Source organism: Bacillus sp. PS95, from assembly GCF_037963565.1.
GTDB classification, from domain to species: domain Bacteria; phylum Bacillota; class Bacilli; order Bacillales; family Bacillaceae; genus Bacillus; species Bacillus subtilis.
Map to the genome: position 1 here is coordinate 1,770,630 of NZ_CP150160.1, position 20,155 is coordinate 1,790,784.

Consider the following 20,155-nt stretch of genomic DNA (forward strand, 5'->3'; position numbering starts at 1 on the left):
GAAGCTTTTCAAAAGCAGGCGGGTTCTACCTTGTCCTTCCCCTTCATAATGTGAGGTGAGGGGGGACAGAACATGCACAAAAAATTTGTACCGTTTGCCGTTTTTTTATTTCTTTTTTTTGTCTCATTTGAGATGATGGAAAATCCGCATGCACTTGATTATATAGGGGCAATGAAAAAAGATACGGTGACTGTCACGGCGTCAAAAGACCCGTTATATGAAGAATTGCTTCAAAAAGCGCCGGAGTACGAAGTTAAGCCCCAGAATGCAAGAATTGATAAAGTGTGGAAAAGCATTCCAGGCTACAATGGATTAAAGGTCAATATTGAACAATCATATAAAAAAATGAAACAGCATGGTGAGTTTCGGGAAAAAGATTTGGTGTACAGTCAAGTAAAACCAAGTGTTCATCTTGAGTCACTTCAGCCTGAGCCTATTTATAAAGGAAATCCTGACAAACCGATGGTGGCTTTTTTAATCAATGTGGCATGGGGAAATGAGTATTTGGAAAAAATGCTTCCTATTCTGCAAAAGCACCAGGTTAAAGCTACGTTCTTTTTAGAAGGCAATTGGGTGAGAAACAATGTACAGCTCGCTAAGAAGATTGCAAAAGACGGACATGAAATCGGAAATCATTCATACAATCATCCGGATATGAGCAAACTGACTACAGGAAGAATTTCCGAGCAGCTCGACAAGACTAATGAACAAATAGAACAAACGATCGGCGTTAAGCCAAAGTGGTTCGCTCCGCCAAGCGGAAGTTTCAGAAAAGCGGTTATCGACATTGCAGCAGAGAAACAGATGGGAACAGTCATGTGGACAGTTGATACAATCGATTGGCAAAAGCCGGCTCCGTCTGTACTTCAGACGAGAGTGTTAAGCAAGATACATAATGGTGCCATGATTTTAATGCATCCGACTGACCCTACGGCGGAAAGTCTTGAAGCGCTGATTACACAGATAAAAGACAAAGGATATGCGCTTGGAACAGTCACTGAACTAATGGATGAAACAAGACTATTGAAGTAACAGATGAAGGCAGCTTGTCTTTGAATAGGAGGAACAAATTTGATTAAACGATATACGTGTCAAAATGGTGTAAGAATTGTGCTGGAAAATAACCCGACAGTCCGTTCTGTTGCGATCGGCGTATGGATCGGCACAGGTTCGAGACATGAAACGCCGGAGATAAACGGAATTTCTCACTTTTTAGAGCACATGTTCTTTAAAGGGACGAGCACAAAATCTGCACGCGAGATAGCAGAATCTTTTGATCGTATTGGCGGCCAGGTCAATGCGTTTACTTCAAAGGAATATACCTGCTACTATGCAAAGGTGCTTGACGAGCATGCGAATTACGCGCTGGACGTATTAGCAGATATGTTCTTTCATTCAACGTTTGATGAAAACGAGCTGAAAAAAGAGAAAAATGTAGTATATGAAGAAATTAAAATGTATGAAGATGCGCCGGACGACATTGTACATGATTTACTGAGCAAAGCCACTTACGGCAATCATTCTTTAGGCTACCCAATTCTAGGCACGGAAGAAACGCTTGCTTCCTTTAACGGTGACTCTCTCAGACAATACATGCATGATTATTATACGCCGGACCGAGTGGTGATTTCGGTAGCGGGCAATATATCTGACAGTTTTATCAAAGATGTAGAAAAATGGTTCGGGTCATACGAGGCGAAGGGCAAAGCGACAGGCCTTGAGAAGCCTGAGTTCCACACGGAAAAACTGACGAGAAAAAAAGAAACAGAGCAGGCTCATTTGTGCCTTGGATTTAAAGGCTTAGAGGTTGGCCATGAACGTATTTATGATTTAATCGTCCTCAACAATGTGCTCGGAGGCAGCATGAGCAGCCGGCTGTTCCAAGATGTGCGTGAAGATAAAGGACTTGCTTATTCTGTTTACAGCTATCACAGCTCATATGAAGACAGCGGAATGCTAACGATTTACGGCGGAACGGGTGCAAATCAGCTTCAGCAGCTGTCGGAAACAATTCAAGAAACCCTTGCCACATTAAAACGTGACGGCATTACCTCGAAAGAACTGGAAAACAGCAAAGAGCAAATGAAGGGAAGCTTAATGCTGAGCTTAGAAAGCACAAACAGCAAAATGAGCCGAAACGGAAAAAATGAACTGCTGCTCGGCAAACATAAAACATTAGATGAAATCATCAATGAATTAAACGCCGTGAACTTAGAGCGTGTTAACGGCCTTGCCAGACAATTGTTTACTGAAGACTATGCATTAGCACTTATCAGCCCTTCCGGCAATATGCCGTCTTAAAAAGGAAAGCCTGCTCCATAATGGAGCAGGCATTTTTTAATCCCTTTCATCATACATAGTACAAGGGGGTGACAGACATGCGGCTCAGTGAATTATCAGGAAAGGAAATTGTAGACATCAAAAGAGCTGAACGGCTCGGAGTGCTCGGCCAGACCGATTTGGAAATCAATGAACAGGATGGACAGATTACAGCACTCCTCATTCCCACAGTTAAGTGGTTTGGTTTGAGAAAGCAAGGTCATGACATTCGTGTCCCATGGCACCATATTCAAAAGATCGGTTCAGATATGATTATATTAGATGTACCTGAGGAAATGCCTCCTCGACAAGAGTAAATAGCCCAATTGACTGTGAAGCGGGCTCTAAAGAAAACATCTGAAACATCGGCTGCCGGAGCCGATGTTTTTTTATATGGAAAAAGCGCATCTTTTATATTCACCGGTATTTCCTTTTGATCATAAGATGAAGGGGAGCTTAACAACTAGAGATCCAGTATATACAAAGAAGGTGAACGTTTAGAATGTTAACCGGATTGAAAATTGCAGTTATCGGCGGTGACGCAAGACAGCTCGAAATTATAAGAAAGCTCACTGAACAGCAGGCTGACATCTATCTTGTCGGTTTTGACCAATTGGATCACGGTTTTACCGGGGCAGTAAAATGCAATATTGATGAAATTCCTTTTCAGCAAATAGACAGCATCATTCTTCCAGTATCCGCGACAACAGGAGAAGGTGTCGTATCGACTGTATTTTCGAATGAAGAAGTTGTGTTAAAACAGGACCATCTTGACAGAACGCCTGCACATTGTGTCATTTTCTCAGGAATTTCTAACGCCTATTTAGAAAACATTGCAGCTCAGGCAAAAAGAAAACTTGTTAAGCTGTTTGAGCGGGATGACATTGCGATATACAACTCTATTCCGACAGTAGAAGGAACGATCATGCTGGCTATTCAGCACACGGATTATACGATACACGGATCACAGGTGGCCGTTCTCGGTCTGGGGCGCACCGGGATGACGATTGCCCGTACATTTGCCGCGCTCGGGGCGAATGTAAAAGTGGGGGCAAGAAGTTCAGCGCATCTGGCACGTATCACTGAAATGGGGCTCGTTCCTTTTCATACCGATGAGTTGAAAGAGCATGTAAAAGATATAGATATTTGCATTAATACCATACCGAGTATGATTTTAAATCAAACGGTACTTTCTAGCATGACACCAAAAACCTTAATATTGGATCTGGCCTCACGTCCCGGGGGAACGGATTTTAAATATGCCGAGAAACAAGGGATTAAAGCACTTCTTGCTCCCGGGCTTCCAGGGATTGTCGCTCCTAAAACAGCTGGGCAAATCCTTGCAAACGTCTTGAGCAAGCTTTTGGCTGAAATACAAGCTGAGGAGGGGAAATAAGGATGTCGTCATTAAAAGGAAAAAGAATCGGGTTTGGGCTGACCGGGTCGCATTGCACATATGAAGCGGTTTTCCCGCAAATTGAGGAGTTGGTCAACGAAGGAGCTGAAGTCCGTCCGGTTGTCACATTTAATGTAAAATCTACAAATACCCGATTTGGAGAGGGCGCAGAATGGGTTAAAAAAATTGAAGACCTGACTGGATATGAGGCCATTGATTCGATTGTAAAGGCAGAACCTCTTGGGCCGAAGCTGCCCCTTGACTGCATGGTCATTGCGCCTTTAACAGGCAATTCAATGAGCAAGCTGGCAAATGCCATGACGGACAGCCCGGTGCTGATGGCGGCAAAAGCGACAATCCGGAACAATCGGCCTGTCGTTCTGGGTATCTCGACAAATGATGCTCTTGGTTTAAACGGAACAAATTTAATGAGGCTCATGTCAACAAAAAATATCTTTTTTATTCCATTCGGGCAAGATGATCCATTTAAAAAACCGAATTCAATGGTAGCCAAAATGGATCTGCTTCCGCAAACGATTGAAAAGGCACTCATGCACCAGCAGCTTCAGCCGATTCTAGTTGAGAATTATCAGGGAAATGACTAAATTTACAGAAAATCTTTCCCAAACTAAAAAATTCGGTCATCACCCGCATATTCTATGGTAAAATAAAACGTAAAATCATAGTCAAATCAATTCAATGAAGCTGATTGGCGGAAGGAGTTTTACAGATGGGAAGAGGTTTACACGTAGCTGTTGTCGGAGCGACAGGGGCTGTGGGACAACAAATGCTTAAAACACTTGAAGACAGAAACTTTGAAATGGACACACTTACATTGCTATCTTCAAAACGCTCTGCGGGGACAAAAGTCACGTTTAAAGGCCAAGAGCTGACTGTTCAGGAAGCTTCTCCTGAGAGCTTTGAAGGGGTAAATATTGCTTTGTTCAGCGCCGGCGGAAGCGTATCACAAGCATTGGCACCAGAAGCTGTAAAACGCGGCGCTATTGTTATAGATAATACGAGTGCGTTCCGCATGGATGAAAATACACCGCTTGTTGTGCCAGAAGTGAATGAGGCAGACTTGCATGAACACAACGGCATTATTGCCAATCCAAACTGCTCTACAATCCAAATGGTTGCGGCACTTGAACCGATCCGCAAAGCATATGGCTTAAACAAGGTCATCGTATCAACTTACCAGGCAGTATCAGGAGCGGGTAATGAAGCTGTAAAAGAGCTTTACAGCCAAACACAGGCGATTTTAAATAAAGAAGAAATAGAGCCTGAGATCATGCCTGTAAAAGGTGACAAAAAACACTATCAAATCGCCTTCAACGCGATTCCGCAAATCGATAAATTCCAAGATAACGGCTATACGTTTGAGGAAATGAAAATGATAAATGAAACGAAAAAAATCATGCACATGCCTGACCTTCAAGTAGCGGCTACATGTGTGAGACTGCCAATCCAAACTGGGCACTCAGAGTCCGTCTACATCGAAATAGACCGTGATGACGCTACAGTTGAAGATATTAAAAATCTATTGAAAGAAGCTCCGGGCGTGACACTTCAGGATGATCCAAGCCAGCAGCTTTATCCGATGCCTGCTGATGCTGTCGGCAAAAACGATGTGTTTGTAGGCCGCATCCGCAAAGACTTGGACAGAGCAAACGGTTTTCATTTATGGGTTGTTTCTGATAACCTATTAAAAGGCGCGGCATGGAACTCTGTTCAAATTGCAGAAAGCCTGAAAAAACTAAACCTCGTATAAAAGAGAGAATTTTCTAAAGACGAATAGAAGAGAGTAAGGCGCTATCAGCCTGCTCTCTTCTGTTACGTCCGAATAATTTGGAGTGAAAACAGTGAAGATAATTGTTCAAAAGTTCGGCGGAACATCAGTAAAAGATGATAAAGGCCGCAAACTGGCTTTAGGGCATATTAAAGAAGCAATCAGTGAAGGATATAAGGTTGTCGTTGTCGTTTCAGCGATGGGCCGAAAAGGAGACCCGTATGCAACAGATTCTTTGCTCGGGCTGCTTTACGGCGATCAGTCAGCGATTTCTCCTAGGGAGCAGGATTTGCTTTTATCTTGCGGAGAGACTATTTCCTCTGTCGTCTTTACAAGCATGCTGCTTGATAACGGTGTGAAAGCAGCTGCGCTGACAGGGGCTCAGGCTGGCTTTTTAACGAATGATCAGCATACCAATGCGAAAATCATTGAAATGAAACCGGAGCGTTTATTCAGTGTGCTCGCCAATCATGATGCGGTAGTCGTCGCAGGCTTCCAGGGCGCAACTGAAAAGGGTGATACAACAACAATCGGCAGAGGGGGCAGCGATACGTCTGCAGCCGCACTCGGAGCAGCTGTTGATGCGGAATACATCGATATTTTCACCGATGTAGAAGGCGTGATGACTGCTGACCCAAGAGTGGTGGAAAATGCAAAACCGCTTCCTGTTGTGACGTATACGGAAATCTGCAACCTGGCGTATCAGGGGGCCAAGGTCATTCATCCGCGTGCTGTGGAAATCGCAATGCAGGCCAAGGTTCCGATCCGCGTCCGTTCGACTTATTCGAATGATAAAGGTACATTGGTGACATCACATCACTCTTCCAAGGTCGGCAGTGATGTTTTTGAAAGGCTGATTACGGGAATCGCCCATGTCAAAGATGTCACGCAGTTCAAAGTGCCTGCGAAAATCGGCCAGTATAACGTTCAGACTGAAGTGTTCAAGGCTATGGCAAACGCTGGAATCAGTGTCGATTTCTTTAACATTACACCTAGTGAAATCGTCTATACGGTAGCCGGAAATAAAACAGAAACAGCTCAGCGTATTTTAATGGATATGGGCTATGATCCAATGGTGACGAGAAACTGCGCGAAGGTATCGGCGGTCGGCGCGGGCATTATGGGTGTTCCCGGTGTTACGTCCAAAATTGTATCGGCTCTTTCAGAAAAAGAAATTCCGATCCTTCAGTCGGCTGACAGCCATACGACGATATGGGTGCTCGTCCATGAAGCGGATATGGTTCCTGCTGTAAACGCTTTGCATGAAGTGTTTGAACTTTCGAAGTAAATGTGATTGAATCATGATGAGGTGAATAAAATGAATTTCGGAAATGTGTCTACAGCGATGATTACACCCTTTGACAATAAAGGGAACGTAGACTTTCAAAAACTGTCTACACTGATTGATTACTTGTTGAAAAACGGAACGGATTCTTTAGTAGTAGCGGGAACAACTGGAGAATCTCCGACCCTTTCAACTGAAGAAAAAATTGCGCTTTTTGAATATACAGTAAAAGAAGTAAACGGACGGGTGCCCGTTATCGCTGGTACTGGAAGCAACAACACGAAAGATTCCATTAAGCTGACAAAAAAAGCTGAGGAAGCGGGCGTGGACGCTGTTATGCTTGTTACCCCGTATTACAATAAACCTTCTCAAGAGGGAATGTACCAGCATTTTAAAGCAATTGCGGCAGAGACATCTCTTCCGGTTATGCTCTATAATGTTCCTGGCCGTACGGTTGCTTCTCTTGCTCCTGAAACGACGATCCGTTTGGCGGCAGACATTCCGAATGTGGTTGCGATTAAAGAAGCGAGCGGAGACCTCGAAGCGATTACAAAAATTATTGCTGAAACACCTGAAGACTTCTATGTCTATTCAGGGGATGATGCCCTGACGCTTCCAATTCTTTCAGTTGGAGGAAGAGGAGTTGTATCAGTGGCGAGCCATATTGCAGGCACTGATATGCAGCAAATGATCAAAAATTATACGAATGGGCAAACAGCTAATGCGGCACTGATTCATCAGAAACTGCTGCCGATTATGAAGGAACTGTTTAAAGCGCCTAATCCTGCTCCAGTCAAAACAGCGCTTCAGCTGAGAGGTCTTGATGTCGGTTCTGTGCGTCTGCCTCTAGTCCCGTTAACTGAGGATGAACGTCTGAGCTTAAGCAGCACGATCAGCGAACTGTAAGAAAATTTCATACAGTGAAACAAACGCGGTCATTCTCATATTCAGCTGAGTTTGACCGTTTCTTTTACATATTGGTTTTCCCTAAACCTTCTGCTTTATCTTGTTTTCTAAATTTACTTTCAGTTATAATAGGAACAAGTGATGATGGACGGGTATGAGACTAGGAGGATATAGATTTTGAAAAAGAAAAATACAGAAAACGTTAGAATTATCGCCCTTGGCGGTGTCGGAGAGATTGGGAAGAACCTTTATGTCATTGAAATTGACTCAGACATATTTGTCGTTGATGCCGGCCTTATGCATCCAGAAAACGAAATGCTCGGTATTGATGTAGTGATTCCTGACATATCATATTTGATTGAACGGGCTGACCGCGTCAAGGCAATCTTTTTAACGCACGGGCACGATGAAAATATCGGCGGCGTTTTTTACTTATTAAACAAGCTGTCCGTTCCAGTGTACGGAACAAAATTGACGCTTGCACTGTTAAGAGAGAAATTAAAACAATACGGACATAACCGAAAAACTGATTTAAGAGAAATTCACTCCAAATCTGTCATTACATTTGAATCAACAAAGGTATCGTTCTTTAGAACGATTCACAGCATTCCTGATTCTGTAGGTGTGAGCTTTAAAACATCACTTGGATCTATTGTATGCACGGGAGACTTCAAATTTGACCAAACACCTGCACTTAATCAGACGTGCGACATTGGCGAGATCGCCAAGATCGGCAATAGCGGCGTGCTCGCTCTGCTTTCTGACAGTGCAAATGCGGAACGGCCGGGTTACACCCCTTCGGAAGCGGCTGTCAGCGGAGAAATTTCGGATGCGCTGTATAATTCACAGAACCGGGTGATTATTGCTGTTTTCGCATCCAATATTAACCGGATTCAGCAAGTCATTCATGCAGCGGCTCAAAATGGCAGAAAGATTGCCGTAGCCGGAAAAAATCTTCAATCTGTCCTGCAGCTGGCGAGAAAGTTAGGATATATTGAAGCAGATGATGAATTGTTTATTTCTGTACAGGATGTCAAAAAATATCCGAAGCGCGAAGTGGCCATTATTACAGCCGGAAGCCAAGGTGAACCATTAGCTGCTTTGACAAGAATGGCAAACAAAGCTCACAAACAGCTGAACATTGAAGAAGGGGATACGGTGGTCATTGCGTCAACTCCGATTCCCGGGCAGGAACTCATTTACTCTAAAACAGTAGATCTTCTTGCGAGAGCCGGTGCACAAGTCATCTTTGCCCAAAAGCGTGTTCATGTATCAGGCCACGGCTCACAAGAAGAGTTAAAGCTGATGATCAACCTGCTTAAACCAAAATATTTGATTCCTGTAAACGGCGAATACAGAATGCAAAAAGCTCATTCAAAAATCGCTGAAGAAACCGGCATGAAGCGCAGTGACATCTTCTTAATTGAAAAAGGAGACGTCGTTGAATTCCGCGGCCAAAACGTAAAAATTGGGGATAAAGTTCCTTACGGCAATATTTTAATTGATGGTTTAGGTGTCGGTGATATCGGCAATATCGTATTGAGAGACCGCCGCTTGCTTTCACAGGACGGAATTTTAATCGTTGTCATTACACTTGATAAACAAAAGAAACATCTTGTATCAGGACCAGAAATTATCACTCGCGGCTTTGTTTATGTAAGAGAGTCTGAAGGTCTTATCGTACAGGCTACTGAGCTTGTCCGGTCCATCGTGACAGAAGCGACTGAAACATCAAATGTCGAATGGTCAACGCTGAAGCAGGCAATGCGGGATGCTTTGAACCAATTCCTTTATGAAAAAACGAAACGTAAACCGATGATCATCCCAATTATTATGGAAGTATAATGACTGACTAAAGACCGGAGCTGCTCCGGTCTTTATTTTTTGTCCTTCAAGCCGGGATTGAATGAAGTATCTTTGTTCATAATACAAAGAGAAACTCGGAAAGGATGAAAGCGAGATGGATCATCGTATGGAAAACACAGAAGAAGAGCGTCCTGAAAAAAATGATGCGAAGGACAGCATTATGAATAAAATACAGCAGCTTGGTGAAACGACGCTTCCGCAGCTGCCCCAAGATACAAATATTCATTGTCTGACCATTATCGGACAAATTGAAGGCCATGTTCAGCTTCCTCCGCAAAACAAAACAACAAAATATGAACATGTCATCCCGCAGATTGTGGCAATTGAACAAAATCCCAAAATTGAAGGCTTGCTGATCATATTAAATACTGTCGGAGGAGATGTTGAAGCTGGTCTTGCCATAGCGGAAATGCTTGCATCTTTATCGAAACCGACCGTTTCTATCGTGCTTGGCGGGGGGCATTCAATCGGCGTTCCGATTGCTGTATCCTGTGATTACAGCTATATCGCCGAAACAGCAACGATGACGATTCATCCAGTTAGGCTCACCGGGCTGGTCATCGGGGTGCCGCAAACGTTTGAATACCTGGATAAGATGCAAGAAAGAGTTGTTAAATTTGTGACAAGCCATTCCAATATAACCGAAGAGAAGTTTAAAGAGCTAATGTTTTCAAAAGGAAACTTAACACGCGATATCGGAACAAATGTAGTCGGTAAGGATGCAGTTAAATACGGATTGATCGATCACGCAGGCGGTGTCGGACAGGCAATCAATAAACTGAATGAGCTCATCGATGAAGCAAGGAAAGAAGAAGGACGGATGATTCAATGATTCTTTATACCGTGATGCCGCAGGAAATTGTGTTTGCAGAACAGAACCAAGAGACAAGCGCACATGAGCAAATTGAATATAAAGGTATACCGCTTCTAGTCGAAATGAAAGGGAATGAAGCGGAAGTCATTCAAATCATGAGCACCAATCCAATGCATTTTCTGCATCCGGACATTTCACCGGGACAAAAGCTGAAATTAAACGTATAAGAATCCAACCCTTTTTTAAGGGCAAAATATGCTATAATAGGGGAATCCTACAGAAAAAACGCAGCCTGTAAACGGCTGCTTTCTTCATTATGTATGAACTTACATTTTTTAACGCAGTAAGGTGATGAGTGTGGCAAAGAAAAAACGAAAATCAAGAAAAAAACAGGCGAAACAGCTCAATATAAAATACGAGCTCAACGGATTGCTGTGTATAGCCATTTCAATTATCGCAATCTTGCAGCTGGGGGTAGTCGGGCAAACGTTTATCTATTTGTTCCGCTTTTTTGCTGGAGAGTGGTTTATTTTATGCTTGTTAGGTTTATTGGTGTTAGGAGTCTCACTGTTTTGGAAGAAAAGAACCCCAAGCCTTTTAACGAGACGAAAGGCCGGGTTGTACTGTATCATCGCAAGCATATTGCTGCTTTCTCACGTGCAGCTATTTAAAAATTTGACGCACAAAGGGTCTATTGAGTCCGCAAGCGTGGTGCGCAATACGTGGGAATTGTTTTTAATGGACATGAATGGCAGCTCTGCTTCACCTGATTTAGGCGGAGGGATGATCGGTGCGCTGCTGTTTGCGGCTTCACACTTTTTGTTTGCGTCGACTGGTTCTCAGATCATGGCAATTGTCATGATTTTGATCGGAATGATTTTAGTAACTGGACGCTCGCTGCAAGAAACGCTAAAAAAGTGGATGAGCCCGATTGGACGTTTTATAAAAGAACAATGGTTAGCATTTATTGATGATATGAAATCCTTCAAATCAAATATGCAGTCATCGAAAAAAACGAAAGCGCCGAGCAAAAAACAAAAACCGGCCCGCAAAAAACAGCAAATGGAACCGGAGCCTCCTGATGAAGAGGGGGATTATGAAACAGTATCGCCTCTTATTCATTCAGAGCCGATTATCTCAAGCTTTTCTGATCGTAATGAAGAGGAAGAGTCTCCAGTTATAGAAAAGCGCGCCGAACCTGTGTCGAAGCCGCTTCAGGACATCCAACCGGAGACAGGTGATCAGGAAACTGTTTCTGCTCCTCCTATGACCTTTACAGAGCTCGAAAATAAGGATTACGAGATGCCGTCACTGGATTTGCTGGCAGATCCGAAGCATACCGGCCAGCAGGCTGATAAAAAGAATATTTATGAAAATGCGAGAAAGCTTGAACGCACATTCCAAAGCTTTGGCGTAAAGGCGAAAGTCACACAGGTTCATCTCGGACCGGCCGTAACAAAATATGAAGTATATCCTGATGTCGGAGTGAAGGTTAGCAAAATTGTCAATTTAAGCGATGATTTAGCGCTTGCGCTTGCTGCGAAGGATATCAGGATCGAAGCGCCTATACCAGGCAAATCAGCAATCGGAATTGAAGTTCCAAACGCAGAAGTGGCAATGGTTTCGCTGAAAGAAGTGCTGGAGTCTAAATTGAATGACAGACCGGATGCGAAGCTGTTAATTGGACTCGGCCGCAATATTTCAGGTGAAGCTGTATTGGCTGAGTTAAACAAGATGCCCCACCTTTTGGTCGCAGGCGCAACCGGTAGCGGGAAAAGTGTCTGTGTCAACGGCATTATTACAAGTATTTTAATGCGGGCGAAACCGCATGAAGTGAAAATGATGATGATCGATCCTAAAATGGTAGAGCTAAATGTCTACAACGGGATTCCGCATTTGCTTGCTCCTGTTGTAACCGATCCGAAAAAAGCGTCGCAGGCTTTGAAAAAGGTTGTCAATGAAATGGAGCGGCGGTACGAATTATTTTCTCATACGGGTACAAGAAATATTGAAGGATACAATGATTATATAAAACGCGCCAACAATGAAGAAGGAGCGAAACAGCCAGAGCTGCCTTATATTGTTGTCATTGTGGACGAGCTAGCCGATCTCATGATGGTCGCTTCATCTGATGTGGAAGATTCGATTACGAGATTGTCCCAAATGGCGCGGGCTGCCGGCATCCATCTTATTATTGCGACACAGCGGCCATCGGTGGATGTTATCACAGGGGTGATCAAAGCGAACATTCCGTCACGAATCGCGTTCAGCGTATCTTCACAGACGGATTCAAGGACCATTCTTGACATGGGTGGCGCTGAGAAGCTTCTTGGCCGCGGCGATATGCTGTTTTTACCTGTAGGGGCTAACAAACCTGTCCGTGTGCAGGGAGCATTTTTGTCGGATGACGAAGTGGAGAAGGTCGTCGACCATGTGATTACACAGCAGAAAGCGCAATATCAAGAAGAAATGATTCCTGAGGAGACGACGGAAACTCATTCCGAGGTTACTGATGAACTTTATGATGAAGCTGTTGAATTAATCGTCGGCATGCAGACGGCATCTGTTTCAATGCTGCAAAGAAGATTCAGAATCGGCTATACGAGAGCGGCGCGCCTGATTGACGCAATGGAGGAACGCGGTGTTGTCGGACCGTATGAAGGCAGCAAACCTAGGGAAGTATTATTATCAAAAGAGAAATATGATGAGCTCTCTTCTTAATGAAGGGAGTTCCGCTTTCTATAGTTGTCAATAATAACATTATGTAAACTGATCACCTTTCTATTTATTTTTTCGACAAAACATGATATAGTTGTCCCAATTGTTCAATAATTTTTATCGAAAGTGGTTTACGGAGGGGAAACATGTCTACAAAAGCTGATAATCGGCACTTGTATTTGAAAGTAATTGAACGAATTAAAGAGGATATAAAAAATGGGATCTACACTGAGAAGGAAAAGCTGCCTTCTGAATTTGAGCTTTCCAAAAAGCTTGGTGTCAGCAGAGCGACGCTAAGAGAAGCCTTGCGGATACTGGAAGAAGAGCATGTGATTATCAGAAGGCATGGTGTAGGCACTTTTGTCCATTCTAAGCCGTTATTTCTTTCGGGCATTGAACAGCTGAACAGTGTAACCAAGATGATAGAACAGGCGAATATGACCCCTGGCACGATTTTTCTATCATCACAAGTGCTTATGCCGTCTGAAGATGATACGAAGAGATTTCATTTGGCAGAAGGGCAAGAACTTTTTTACCTTGAACGAGTCAGGACAGCTGACGGACAGCCGATTGTGTATTGTATAGACAAAATTCCGATGAATATTTTGCCGAATTCTTTTTCTCATCAGCAAGAATCTATGTTTGACCTTCTTGAGAAAAATTCAGGCTCCGTAATCAGCTATGCAGTAACTGATATAGAACCGATCGGCTATCACGATACCATTTCTCCAGTGCTTGAATGCGATCCTGAAACAGCCCTTTTGCTGTTAAAACAAACCCATTACGATCAGCACGATAAACCGGTGCTTTATTCTTTAAATTATTTTAGAGCAGATAAATTCAGATTTCATGTTTTGCGTAAACGATTCTAAAAACGGACGCCTGTATGTGTCTGTTTTTTTATTTGCACTGATTCATGTTTCTTTGTACATACTTTCATTCCGGTTAACGCAATATATAAGGGATGACAAGAAAGTGAATGGGTGAAAATGTTGAGAGAGAAAAATGGAATGAAAAATATTATTGCATTGTCTTCTGTCCCGCTTGTGATGACACTCGGGAACTCCATGCTGATTCCTGTTCTTCCGATGATGGAGAAAAAGCTGTCTGTGACTTCATTTCAAGTATCTTTAATCATTACTGTATATTCAGTAGTAGCAATTATTTGCATTCCGATTGCCGGATATTTGTCGGATCGTTTTGGGAGAAAAAAAATATTGCTTCCATGCCTCCTTATTGCAGGATTGGGGGGAGCGGTAGCTGCTTTTGCCTCGACCTATATGAAAAATCCTTATGCTATGATCTTGGCGGGGCGGGTTCTTCAAGGCATCGGTTCTGCAGGTGCCGCTCCGATTGTCATGCCGTTTATCGGCGACCTGTTTAAAGGAGACGATGAAAAGGTCAGCGCCGGTCTTGGCGATATTGAAACCGCCAACACGTCAGGGAAGGTACTGAGTCCCATACTTGGAGCCTTACTGGCTTCTTGGTATTGGTTTGTACCATTTTGGTTTATTCCGTTTTTCTGTTTGATCAGCTTTTTGCTCGTATTGTTTTTGGTGGCCAAGCCTGAAGAAGATGAAGATGCGCCTGCTGTTTCTGAGTTTATTAAGAGTGTGAAGAAAATTTTTAAACAGGATGGTCGCTGGCTTTATACGGTCTTCATTATCGGGTGTGTCATTATGTTTTTGTTATTTGGCGTATTATTTTATTTATCAGATACGCTGGAGAACAAGTATGCTATTGACGGAGTAGCTAAAGGCGGATTACTGGCAATCCCACTTTTGTTTTTGTCAACCAGTTCTTTTATAGCTGGCAAAAAGATCGGTAAAGATAAAGGCCGAATGAAATTTTGCGTTGTTACAGGAATGATTCTGTTAACCCTTTCGTTTATTGCCTTGTGGTGGAACCACAGTTTTTATTTTTTATTTGTCTTTTTAAGCTTTGGCGGGATTGGGATTGGAATGGCTCTTCCTGCTTTAGATGCATTGATAACCGAAGGGATTGAAAGTGAACAATGCGGAACCATTTCCTCCTTTTACAATAGCATGCGCTTTATAGGAGTAGCTCTCGGTCCACCTGTTTTTGCTGCATTAATGTCTAATGCAAACTGGATTATTTTCATACTCTCGGCGTTTTGCAGCATCGTTTCTTTATTTTTAGTGCTCTTTACTGTAGATGCTAAAAAAAGTGAAGAAGAAGAAAAAAACTTAGGGACGGTCTAGCCAGCCGTCTTTTTTTGCGCTTCCTTGCACAGTTTACAACTGTACCTATACAGCATGCGGAGGTTATTGTTTCCTTATAAATCCTACAGTTGCTATAATTACATGAAAGAGTGTTTCTGCGGATGCTGAAAATTGGTCATAATACATACTAATTAAGAAATGAACGAAGGAGGTTCCATATGTCATATGTTAATGAACTCAAATCAAAGCACGGCGGTTTAACCGCACACATTGTAAAAACAGAAAAATTCAAAACCGTCTCGCTTATTTTTAAGATGCTTGCGCCGCTGACAAAGGATCAAGTCACCAAAAGAGCGCTGCTCCCGCATGTGCTTCTTCGCGGAACGAAAAGCCATCCGAAAACCGCAGAATTGCGTTCATACCTGGATGAGCTGTACGGCACGTCAGTATCGGCTGACCTTACGAAAAAAGGAGAGCGGCACGTCATTACGTTCAGGCTTGAAATTCCGAATGAAAAATATTTAAAAGACCAAACGCCGCTACTTGAGAAAGGGCTCCAGCTTCTCGCAGAAATCGTCTTTTCACCTGCTTTGGAGGGAGACGCTTTTCAGTCACAATATGTGGCTCAAGAAAAACGGACGCTTAAGCAAAGAATCCAAGCCGTCTATGATGATAAAATGCGCTATTCGAATTTAAGGCTGATACAGGAAATGTGCAAAAATGAGCCTTACGCGCTTCATGTCAATGGTGAAATCGACGATGTCGATGACATTACGGCAGAGCAATTATACGAAACATACCAAAGCGCTATCCAAAAAGACCAGCTTGATTTATATGTAGTTGGCGATGTGGACAGTAACCAGGTACATTCGGCAATTGATAAGTATTTCAAAACAGAAGAGCGAACTCTTGGCACGATTGAAAACAATCACGCTGATGAAAAAGTTCAGCCAAAAGAAGTAATTGATGAAGAGGATGTCAAGCAAGGAAAACTGAATATCGGCTACCGCACCAGCATCACTTATACAGATCAGGATTATCCTGCTTTACAAGTGTTTAACGGATTGTTCGGCGGATTCTCTCATTCTAAACTTTTCATTAATGTTCGGGAAAAAGCCAGTCTTGCTTACTACGCGGCTTCGCGTATAGAAAGTTTTAAAGGCTTGTTAATGGTGATGTCAGGCATTGAAGTGAAAAATTTTGAACAGGCGGTTTCGATTATTGCTGAGCAATTCCAGGCAATGAAAAATGGCGATTTCAGTGAGCAGGATATAGCACAGACAAAGGCCGTCATTCGAAATCAAGTGCTGGAAACGATTGATACAGCATACGGTTTATCTGAATTTTTATATCAGCAGGCTGCTGCTCAAGTCGAGATTCCTATCGAAGACTTTCTTGCCAATATTGAGAATGTCACAAAAGAGGATATCATTAAAGCCGGCGAAAAGATTCAGCTTGATACGACTTATTTCTTAAAAGGGACGGAGGGTGCATCTTGATCAAACCAATCGAATATGAACAGCTTCAGGAGACGCTGTATCATGAAAAAATGTCCAACGGCCTTGATGTTTACGTTTTGCCGAAAAAAGGCTTCAACAAGACATATGCAGTCTTTACAACAAAGTACGGCTCGATAGATAACCGGTTTGTCCCTTTAGGTAAAAACGAGATGGTTCACGTGCCGGACGGGATTGCTCACTTTCTTGAGCACAAGCTGTTTGAAAAAGCGGACGGAGACGTTTTTCAAGATTTCAGCAAACAGGGGGCTTCTGCCAATGCGTTTACGTCATTTACAAGAACAGCTTACCTTTTCTCAAGCACATCAAATGTTGAACGCAATTTAGAGACGCTTATCGATTTCGTACAGGACCCATATTTTACTGAAAAAACGGTTGAAAAGGAAAAAGGGATTATCGGGCAGGAGATTAATATGTACGACGATAACCCTGATTGGAGGCTTTACTTCGGGGTCATTGAAAACATGTACAAAGAGCATCCTGTCAGAATTGACATAGCGGGAACAGTGGAAAGCATTTCACATATTACAAAAGACCTTCTTTATGAATGCTATGAAACGTTTTATCACCCGAGTAACATGCTCCTTTTCATTGTCGGCCCTGTAGATCCTGAAGCGATTATTTCTCAGGTAAGAGAAAACCAGGGGAAAAAGCCGTATACTGATCAGCCGGAGATCAAACGGAAAGAAGTGAAAGAGCAAGAAGCGGTTTTCCGAAAAGAAAAAGAGATCAAAATGAACGTGCAGGGACCGAAATGCCTTGTTGGGCTGAAATCCAAAAATCCGTTTAAATTAGGCAAAGAGCTCTTAAAGCATGAACTTTCAATGAACTTATTGCTTGAAGCTCTTTTTGGCAAAAGCTCTGCCCAGTATGAATCACTTTATGAAAAAGGATATATTGACGAAACGTTTAGCTTTGATTTTACTGCTGAATATGGGTTCGGTTTTGCGGCGATCGGCGGAGATACGCCTGAGCCTGATCAATTAGCTGAAGACATTTCAAGCATGCTTTTGCGCGCCGGTGAACTGATTACTGCTGAAAAGATTGAACTTGCCAGAAAGAAAAAGATCGGCACATTCTTAAAAGCGCTGAATTCCCCTGAATACATCGCCAATCAATTTACCCGTTATGCGTTCTTGGATATGAGCCTGTTTGACGTTGTAACGGTACTCGAGCAGATTACCCTCGAGGATGTCCAGAACGTAATACAAGAGGAAATCGCTGCAGACAGGCTGACTGTCTGCAAGGTTGTTCCTAAATCATAAACAAAACATCCCTCCAGTGTGAGGGGTGTTTTTCTGCGGAAAGAAGGAAAGAGAATGAACAAAACAGCACTAATCACCGGAGCAAGCGGCGGCATTGGCAAAAGCATCAGCGAAACCCTTGCGGCTAAGGGGTACAATCTGCTGCTGCATTACAATACAAATCAAAATGCGGCAGCGGAGCTTGCTGAAAAACTAAGTCAGATGTTTGGCGTAAATACGGAGATATTACAAGCTGATCTGTCCGCGCAAGATGGAGCAGATAAGCTGACAAGTTCAATTGTTCAGCCGGTTGATGCGATTGTTTTAAACAGCGGACGAAGCCATTTTGGGCTGATTACGGATGTAGATAACGCAACGGTTCAGGAAATGGTTCAGCTTCATGTAGCGAGTCCGTATATGCTGACGAGAAACCTTCTGCCAGGCATGATTCGGAATAAATCGGGAGCGATTGTGGCTGTCAGCTCGATTTGGGGAGAGACTGGGGCATCCTGTGAAGTGCTGTACAGCATGGCAAAAGGAGCTCAGCATTCGTTTGTAAAAGGATTGGCTAAGGAGCTGGCGCCAAGCGGAATCAGGGTAAACGCAGTAGCGCCAGGTGCAGTTGATACAAATATGATGAATCAATTTACCCCGGCTGAAAAAGAAGAGATCGCTGATGAGATTCCGATCGGCCGGCTGGCCCGGCCGCAAGAAATTGCGGATGCAACAGCTTTTCTCCTGTCTGAAAAAGCGTCATATATCACCGGCCAAATTCTGTCGGTGAATGGCGGCTGGCACTGCTGATCCGAAAATATTCGGTGTATAGTTTCTTTTGCGAAGGACACAATAATCTTGTAACTTCACATGAAATGGAGGAAACAAGCATGTCAGTATTAGAAAACTGGGATAGCTGGAAAAACTTCCTTGGCGACCGTCTAAACTATGCGCAAGATAAAGGTATGAGCCAGGATACGATTACAGATCTTGCGACAGAAATCGGCAGCTACTTGGCTAATGAAGTGGAATCTAAGAACGAGCAGGAAAAAGTGCTGGCAGATCTTTGGAGTGTAGCATCAAAAGATGAACAGCACGCCATTGCCAATATGATGGTTAAGCTTGTTGAAAATAACAGCACTCACTAGGAAGAGAGGGGATTTTTCCTCTCTTTTTTATGTTTTCCTCATCACAGCAACATTCTTCTTTCTAATTAGAGAAAAATGCTTTATGATAAAGGAAGGTAAAATTTTGCCACAATGAAGGGGGTATATCATTTGGCAAAGCTCGAATGGTATTTTGAATATGAAATTCAAGTGAACCGCCCCGGACTGCTCGGGGATATTTCATCTCTTCTTGGGATGCTTTCTATCAACATCGTAACGATAAACGGCGTCGATCTTTCCAGAAGGGGAATGCTCCTCAGGTGCCGCCATATAGATCAAATTAAACGATTAGAATCAATCTTAAAAACGATGGAAACAATTAAAGTAACGAAGCTTAGAGAACCGAGGCTTCGCGACCGTCTTGCCGTACGCCACGGCCGTTATATTCAACGGGATGCCGATGACAAGAAAACGTTCCGCTTTGAACGGGACGAGCTTGGCTTATTAGTCGATTTTATGGCCGAATTGTTCAAAAAAGAAGGCCATAAATTAATCGGAATCAGAGGTATGCCACGAGTCGGGAAAACGGAATCGATTGTAGCCTCTAGTGTGTGTGCAAGCAAAAGGTGGCTGTTTGTGTCATCAACCTTGCTGAAGCAGACGATAAGAAGCCAGCTGATTGCCGATGAATACAGCACTGAAAATGTCTTTATCGTTGACGGAATTGTGTCAACACGAAGAGGATCAGAACGCCATCTCCAGCTGGTCCGAGAAATCATGCGGCTGCCTGCAACAAAAGTGGTGGAGCATCCGGACATATTCGTTCAAAATACAGAGTATACACTAGATGACTTTGATTATATTATTGAACTGAGAAATGACCCTGATGAGGTTATTACATATGAACATGCCGAGGAACCCCAAATGTTTGATCAATCCGGGTTTTCAAGCTTTGATTTTTAAAATTGGAAGGTGTTTGTTGTGACTGAACTAGGAATCCGGCTCAAAGAAGCCAGAG

Annotated in this window: 19 protein-coding genes; all 19 read left to right on the forward strand. The window is 43.1% G+C overall.

What is annotated here, in order from left to right; translation table 11 throughout:
* Positions 1-72 precede the first annotated feature (72 nt).
* Complete coding sequence (locus NSQ12_RS09255) at positions 73-1,032, forward strand: polysaccharide deacetylase family protein (protein ID WP_339176515.1); 960 nt, start codon at positions 73-75, stop codon at positions 1,030-1,032.
* Positions 1,033-1,071: 39 nt separating this feature from the next.
* Entirely contained in the window at positions 1,072-2,301 is a 1,230-nt protein-coding gene (locus tag NSQ12_RS09260) for a pitrilysin family protein (RefSeq protein WP_003245717.1), read from the forward strand.
* Between the two features lie 77 nt (positions 2,302-2,378).
* Positions 2,379-2,636, forward strand: coding sequence for a YlmC/YmxH family sporulation protein (locus NSQ12_RS09265; protein WP_003231890.1), 258 nt, complete (start codon positions 2,379-2,381; stop codon positions 2,634-2,636).
* 185 nt (positions 2,637-2,821) lie between these two features.
* Entirely contained in the window at positions 2,822-3,715 is an 894-nt protein-coding gene (dpaA, locus tag NSQ12_RS09270) for a dipicolinic acid synthetase subunit A (RefSeq protein WP_003231888.1), read from the forward strand.
* A gap of 2 nt (positions 3,716-3,717) precedes the next feature.
* Entirely contained in the window at positions 3,718-4,320 is a 603-nt protein-coding gene (gene dpaB, locus NSQ12_RS09275; protein ID WP_003244650.1) for a dipicolinate synthase subunit B, read from the forward strand.
* Positions 4,321-4,445: 125 nt separating this feature from the next.
* On the forward strand, positions 4,446-5,486 hold the full coding sequence (asd, locus tag NSQ12_RS09280) for an aspartate-semialdehyde dehydrogenase (RefSeq protein ID WP_003244674.1): 1,041 nt from the start codon (positions 4,446-4,448) through the stop codon (positions 5,484-5,486).
* Between the two features lie 91 nt (positions 5,487-5,577).
* Complete coding sequence (dapG, locus tag NSQ12_RS09285) at positions 5,578-6,792, forward strand: aspartate kinase (RefSeq protein WP_015483233.1); 1,215 nt, start codon at positions 5,578-5,580, stop codon at positions 6,790-6,792.
* Positions 6,793-6,822: 30 nt separating this feature from the next.
* The gene (dapA, locus tag NSQ12_RS09290; protein ID WP_003245816.1) at positions 6,823-7,695 is read left to right on the forward strand and encodes a 4-hydroxy-tetrahydrodipicolinate synthase; all 873 of its coding nucleotides are present in this window, start codon (positions 6,823-6,825) and stop codon (positions 7,693-7,695) included.
* A gap of 177 nt (positions 7,696-7,872) precedes the next feature.
* On the forward strand, positions 7,873-9,540 hold the full coding sequence (rnjB, locus tag NSQ12_RS09295; protein ID WP_003231875.1) for a ribonuclease J2: 1,668 nt from the start codon (positions 7,873-7,875) through the stop codon (positions 9,538-9,540).
* A 115-nt stretch (positions 9,541-9,655) separates the two neighbouring features.
* A complete protein-coding gene (gene tepA, locus NSQ12_RS09300) occupies positions 9,656-10,393 on the forward strand; it encodes a translocation-enhancing protein TepA (RefSeq protein WP_003245712.1) in 738 nt (245 codons plus the stop codon).
* A complete protein-coding gene (tepJ, locus tag NSQ12_RS09305) occupies positions 10,390-10,602 on the forward strand; it encodes a TepA modulator TepJ (RefSeq protein ID WP_160221592.1) in 213 nt (70 codons plus the stop codon). Before tepA ends, tepJ begins: the two co-directional genes overlap by 4 nt.
* A 130-nt stretch (positions 10,603-10,732) precedes the next feature.
* Complete coding sequence (spoIIIE, locus tag NSQ12_RS09310) at positions 10,733-13,096, forward strand: DNA translocase SpoIIIE (RefSeq protein ID WP_015252077.1); 2,364 nt, start codon at positions 10,733-10,735, stop codon at positions 13,094-13,096.
* A gap of 143 nt (positions 13,097-13,239) precedes the next feature.
* Positions 13,240-13,965 carry a GntR family transcriptional regulator gene (locus tag NSQ12_RS09315; RefSeq protein WP_003245732.1) on the forward strand — a complete coding sequence of 242 codons (726 nt, stop codon included), beginning with the start codon at positions 13,240-13,242 and terminating at the stop codon, positions 13,963-13,965.
* A gap of 138 nt (positions 13,966-14,103) precedes the next feature.
* Positions 14,104-15,315, forward strand: coding sequence for a bacillibactin exporter BcbE (gene bcbE, locus NSQ12_RS09320; RefSeq protein WP_031600514.1), 1,212 nt, complete (start codon positions 14,104-14,106; stop codon positions 15,313-15,315).
* Positions 15,316-15,494: 179 nt separating this feature from the next.
* The gene (locus NSQ12_RS09325; RefSeq protein ID WP_015715896.1) at positions 15,495-16,775 is read left to right on the forward strand and encodes a pitrilysin family protein; all 1,281 of its coding nucleotides are present in this window, start codon (positions 15,495-15,497) and stop codon (positions 16,773-16,775) included.
* Positions 16,772-18,058 (forward strand): pitrilysin family protein, encoded by a 1,287-nt coding sequence (locus NSQ12_RS09330; RefSeq protein ID WP_003231858.1) that lies wholly within the window; start codon positions 16,772-16,774, stop codon positions 18,056-18,058. The genes NSQ12_RS09325 and NSQ12_RS09330 overlap by 4 nt, the downstream gene beginning before the upstream one ends.
* 54 nt (positions 18,059-18,112) lie before the next feature.
* Positions 18,113-18,841 carry an EF-P-5 aminopentanone reductase gene (gene efpI, locus NSQ12_RS09335; RefSeq protein WP_015715897.1) on the forward strand — a complete coding sequence of 243 codons (729 nt, stop codon included), beginning with the start codon at positions 18,113-18,115 and terminating at the stop codon, positions 18,839-18,841.
* Positions 18,842-18,921: 80 nt separating this feature from the next.
* Positions 18,922-19,179 carry a DUF3243 domain-containing protein gene (locus NSQ12_RS09340; RefSeq protein ID WP_003245199.1) on the forward strand — a complete coding sequence of 86 codons (258 nt, stop codon included), beginning with the start codon at positions 18,922-18,924 and terminating at the stop codon, positions 19,177-19,179.
* 129 nt (positions 19,180-19,308) lie between these two features.
* Entirely contained in the window at positions 19,309-20,100 is a 792-nt protein-coding gene (locus NSQ12_RS09345; protein ID WP_003220998.1) for a YmfK family protein, read from the forward strand.
* The last annotated feature ends 55 nt before the right edge of the window (positions 20,101-20,155 follow it).

What these genes read in the sequence shown, in the direction of transcription:
- NSQ12_RS09255 (WP_339176515.1), top strand. Translation starts at nt 73, where the DNA reads ATGCACAAAAAATTTGTACCGTTTGCCGTTTTTTTATTTCTTTTTTTT.
- NSQ12_RS09265 (WP_003231890.1), top strand. Translation starts at nt 2,379, where the DNA reads ATGCGGCTCAGTGAATTATCAGGAAAGGAAATTGTAGACATCAAAAGA.
- dpaA (WP_003231888.1), top strand. Translation starts at nt 2,822, where the DNA reads ATGTTAACCGGATTGAAAATTGCAGTTATCGGCGGTGACGCAAGACAG.
- dpaB (WP_003244650.1), top strand. Translation starts at nt 3,718, where the DNA reads ATGTCGTCATTAAAAGGAAAAAGAATCGGGTTTGGGCTGACCGGGTCG.
- asd (WP_003244674.1), top strand. Translation starts at nt 4,446, where the DNA reads ATGGGAAGAGGTTTACACGTAGCTGTTGTCGGAGCGACAGGGGCTGTG.
- dapA (WP_003245816.1), top strand. Translation starts at nt 6,823, where the DNA reads ATGAATTTCGGAAATGTGTCTACAGCGATGATTACACCCTTTGACAAT.
- tepA (WP_003245712.1), top strand. Translation starts at nt 9,656, where the DNA reads ATGGATCATCGTATGGAAAACACAGAAGAAGAGCGTCCTGAAAAAAAT.
- tepJ (WP_160221592.1), top strand. Translation starts at nt 10,390, where the DNA reads ATGATTCTTTATACCGTGATGCCGCAGGAAATTGTGTTTGCAGAACAG.
- NSQ12_RS09315 (WP_003245732.1), top strand. Translation starts at nt 13,240, where the DNA reads ATGTCTACAAAAGCTGATAATCGGCACTTGTATTTGAAAGTAATTGAA.
- bcbE (WP_031600514.1), top strand. Translation starts at nt 14,104, where the DNA reads ATGAAAAATATTATTGCATTGTCTTCTGTCCCGCTTGTGATGACACTC.
- NSQ12_RS09325 (WP_015715896.1), top strand. Translation starts at nt 15,495, where the DNA reads ATGTCATATGTTAATGAACTCAAATCAAAGCACGGCGGTTTAACCGCA.
- efpI (WP_015715897.1), top strand. Translation starts at nt 18,113, where the DNA reads ATGAACAAAACAGCACTAATCACCGGAGCAAGCGGCGGCATTGGCAAA.
- NSQ12_RS09340 (WP_003245199.1), top strand. Translation starts at nt 18,922, where the DNA reads ATGTCAGTATTAGAAAACTGGGATAGCTGGAAAAACTTCCTTGGCGAC.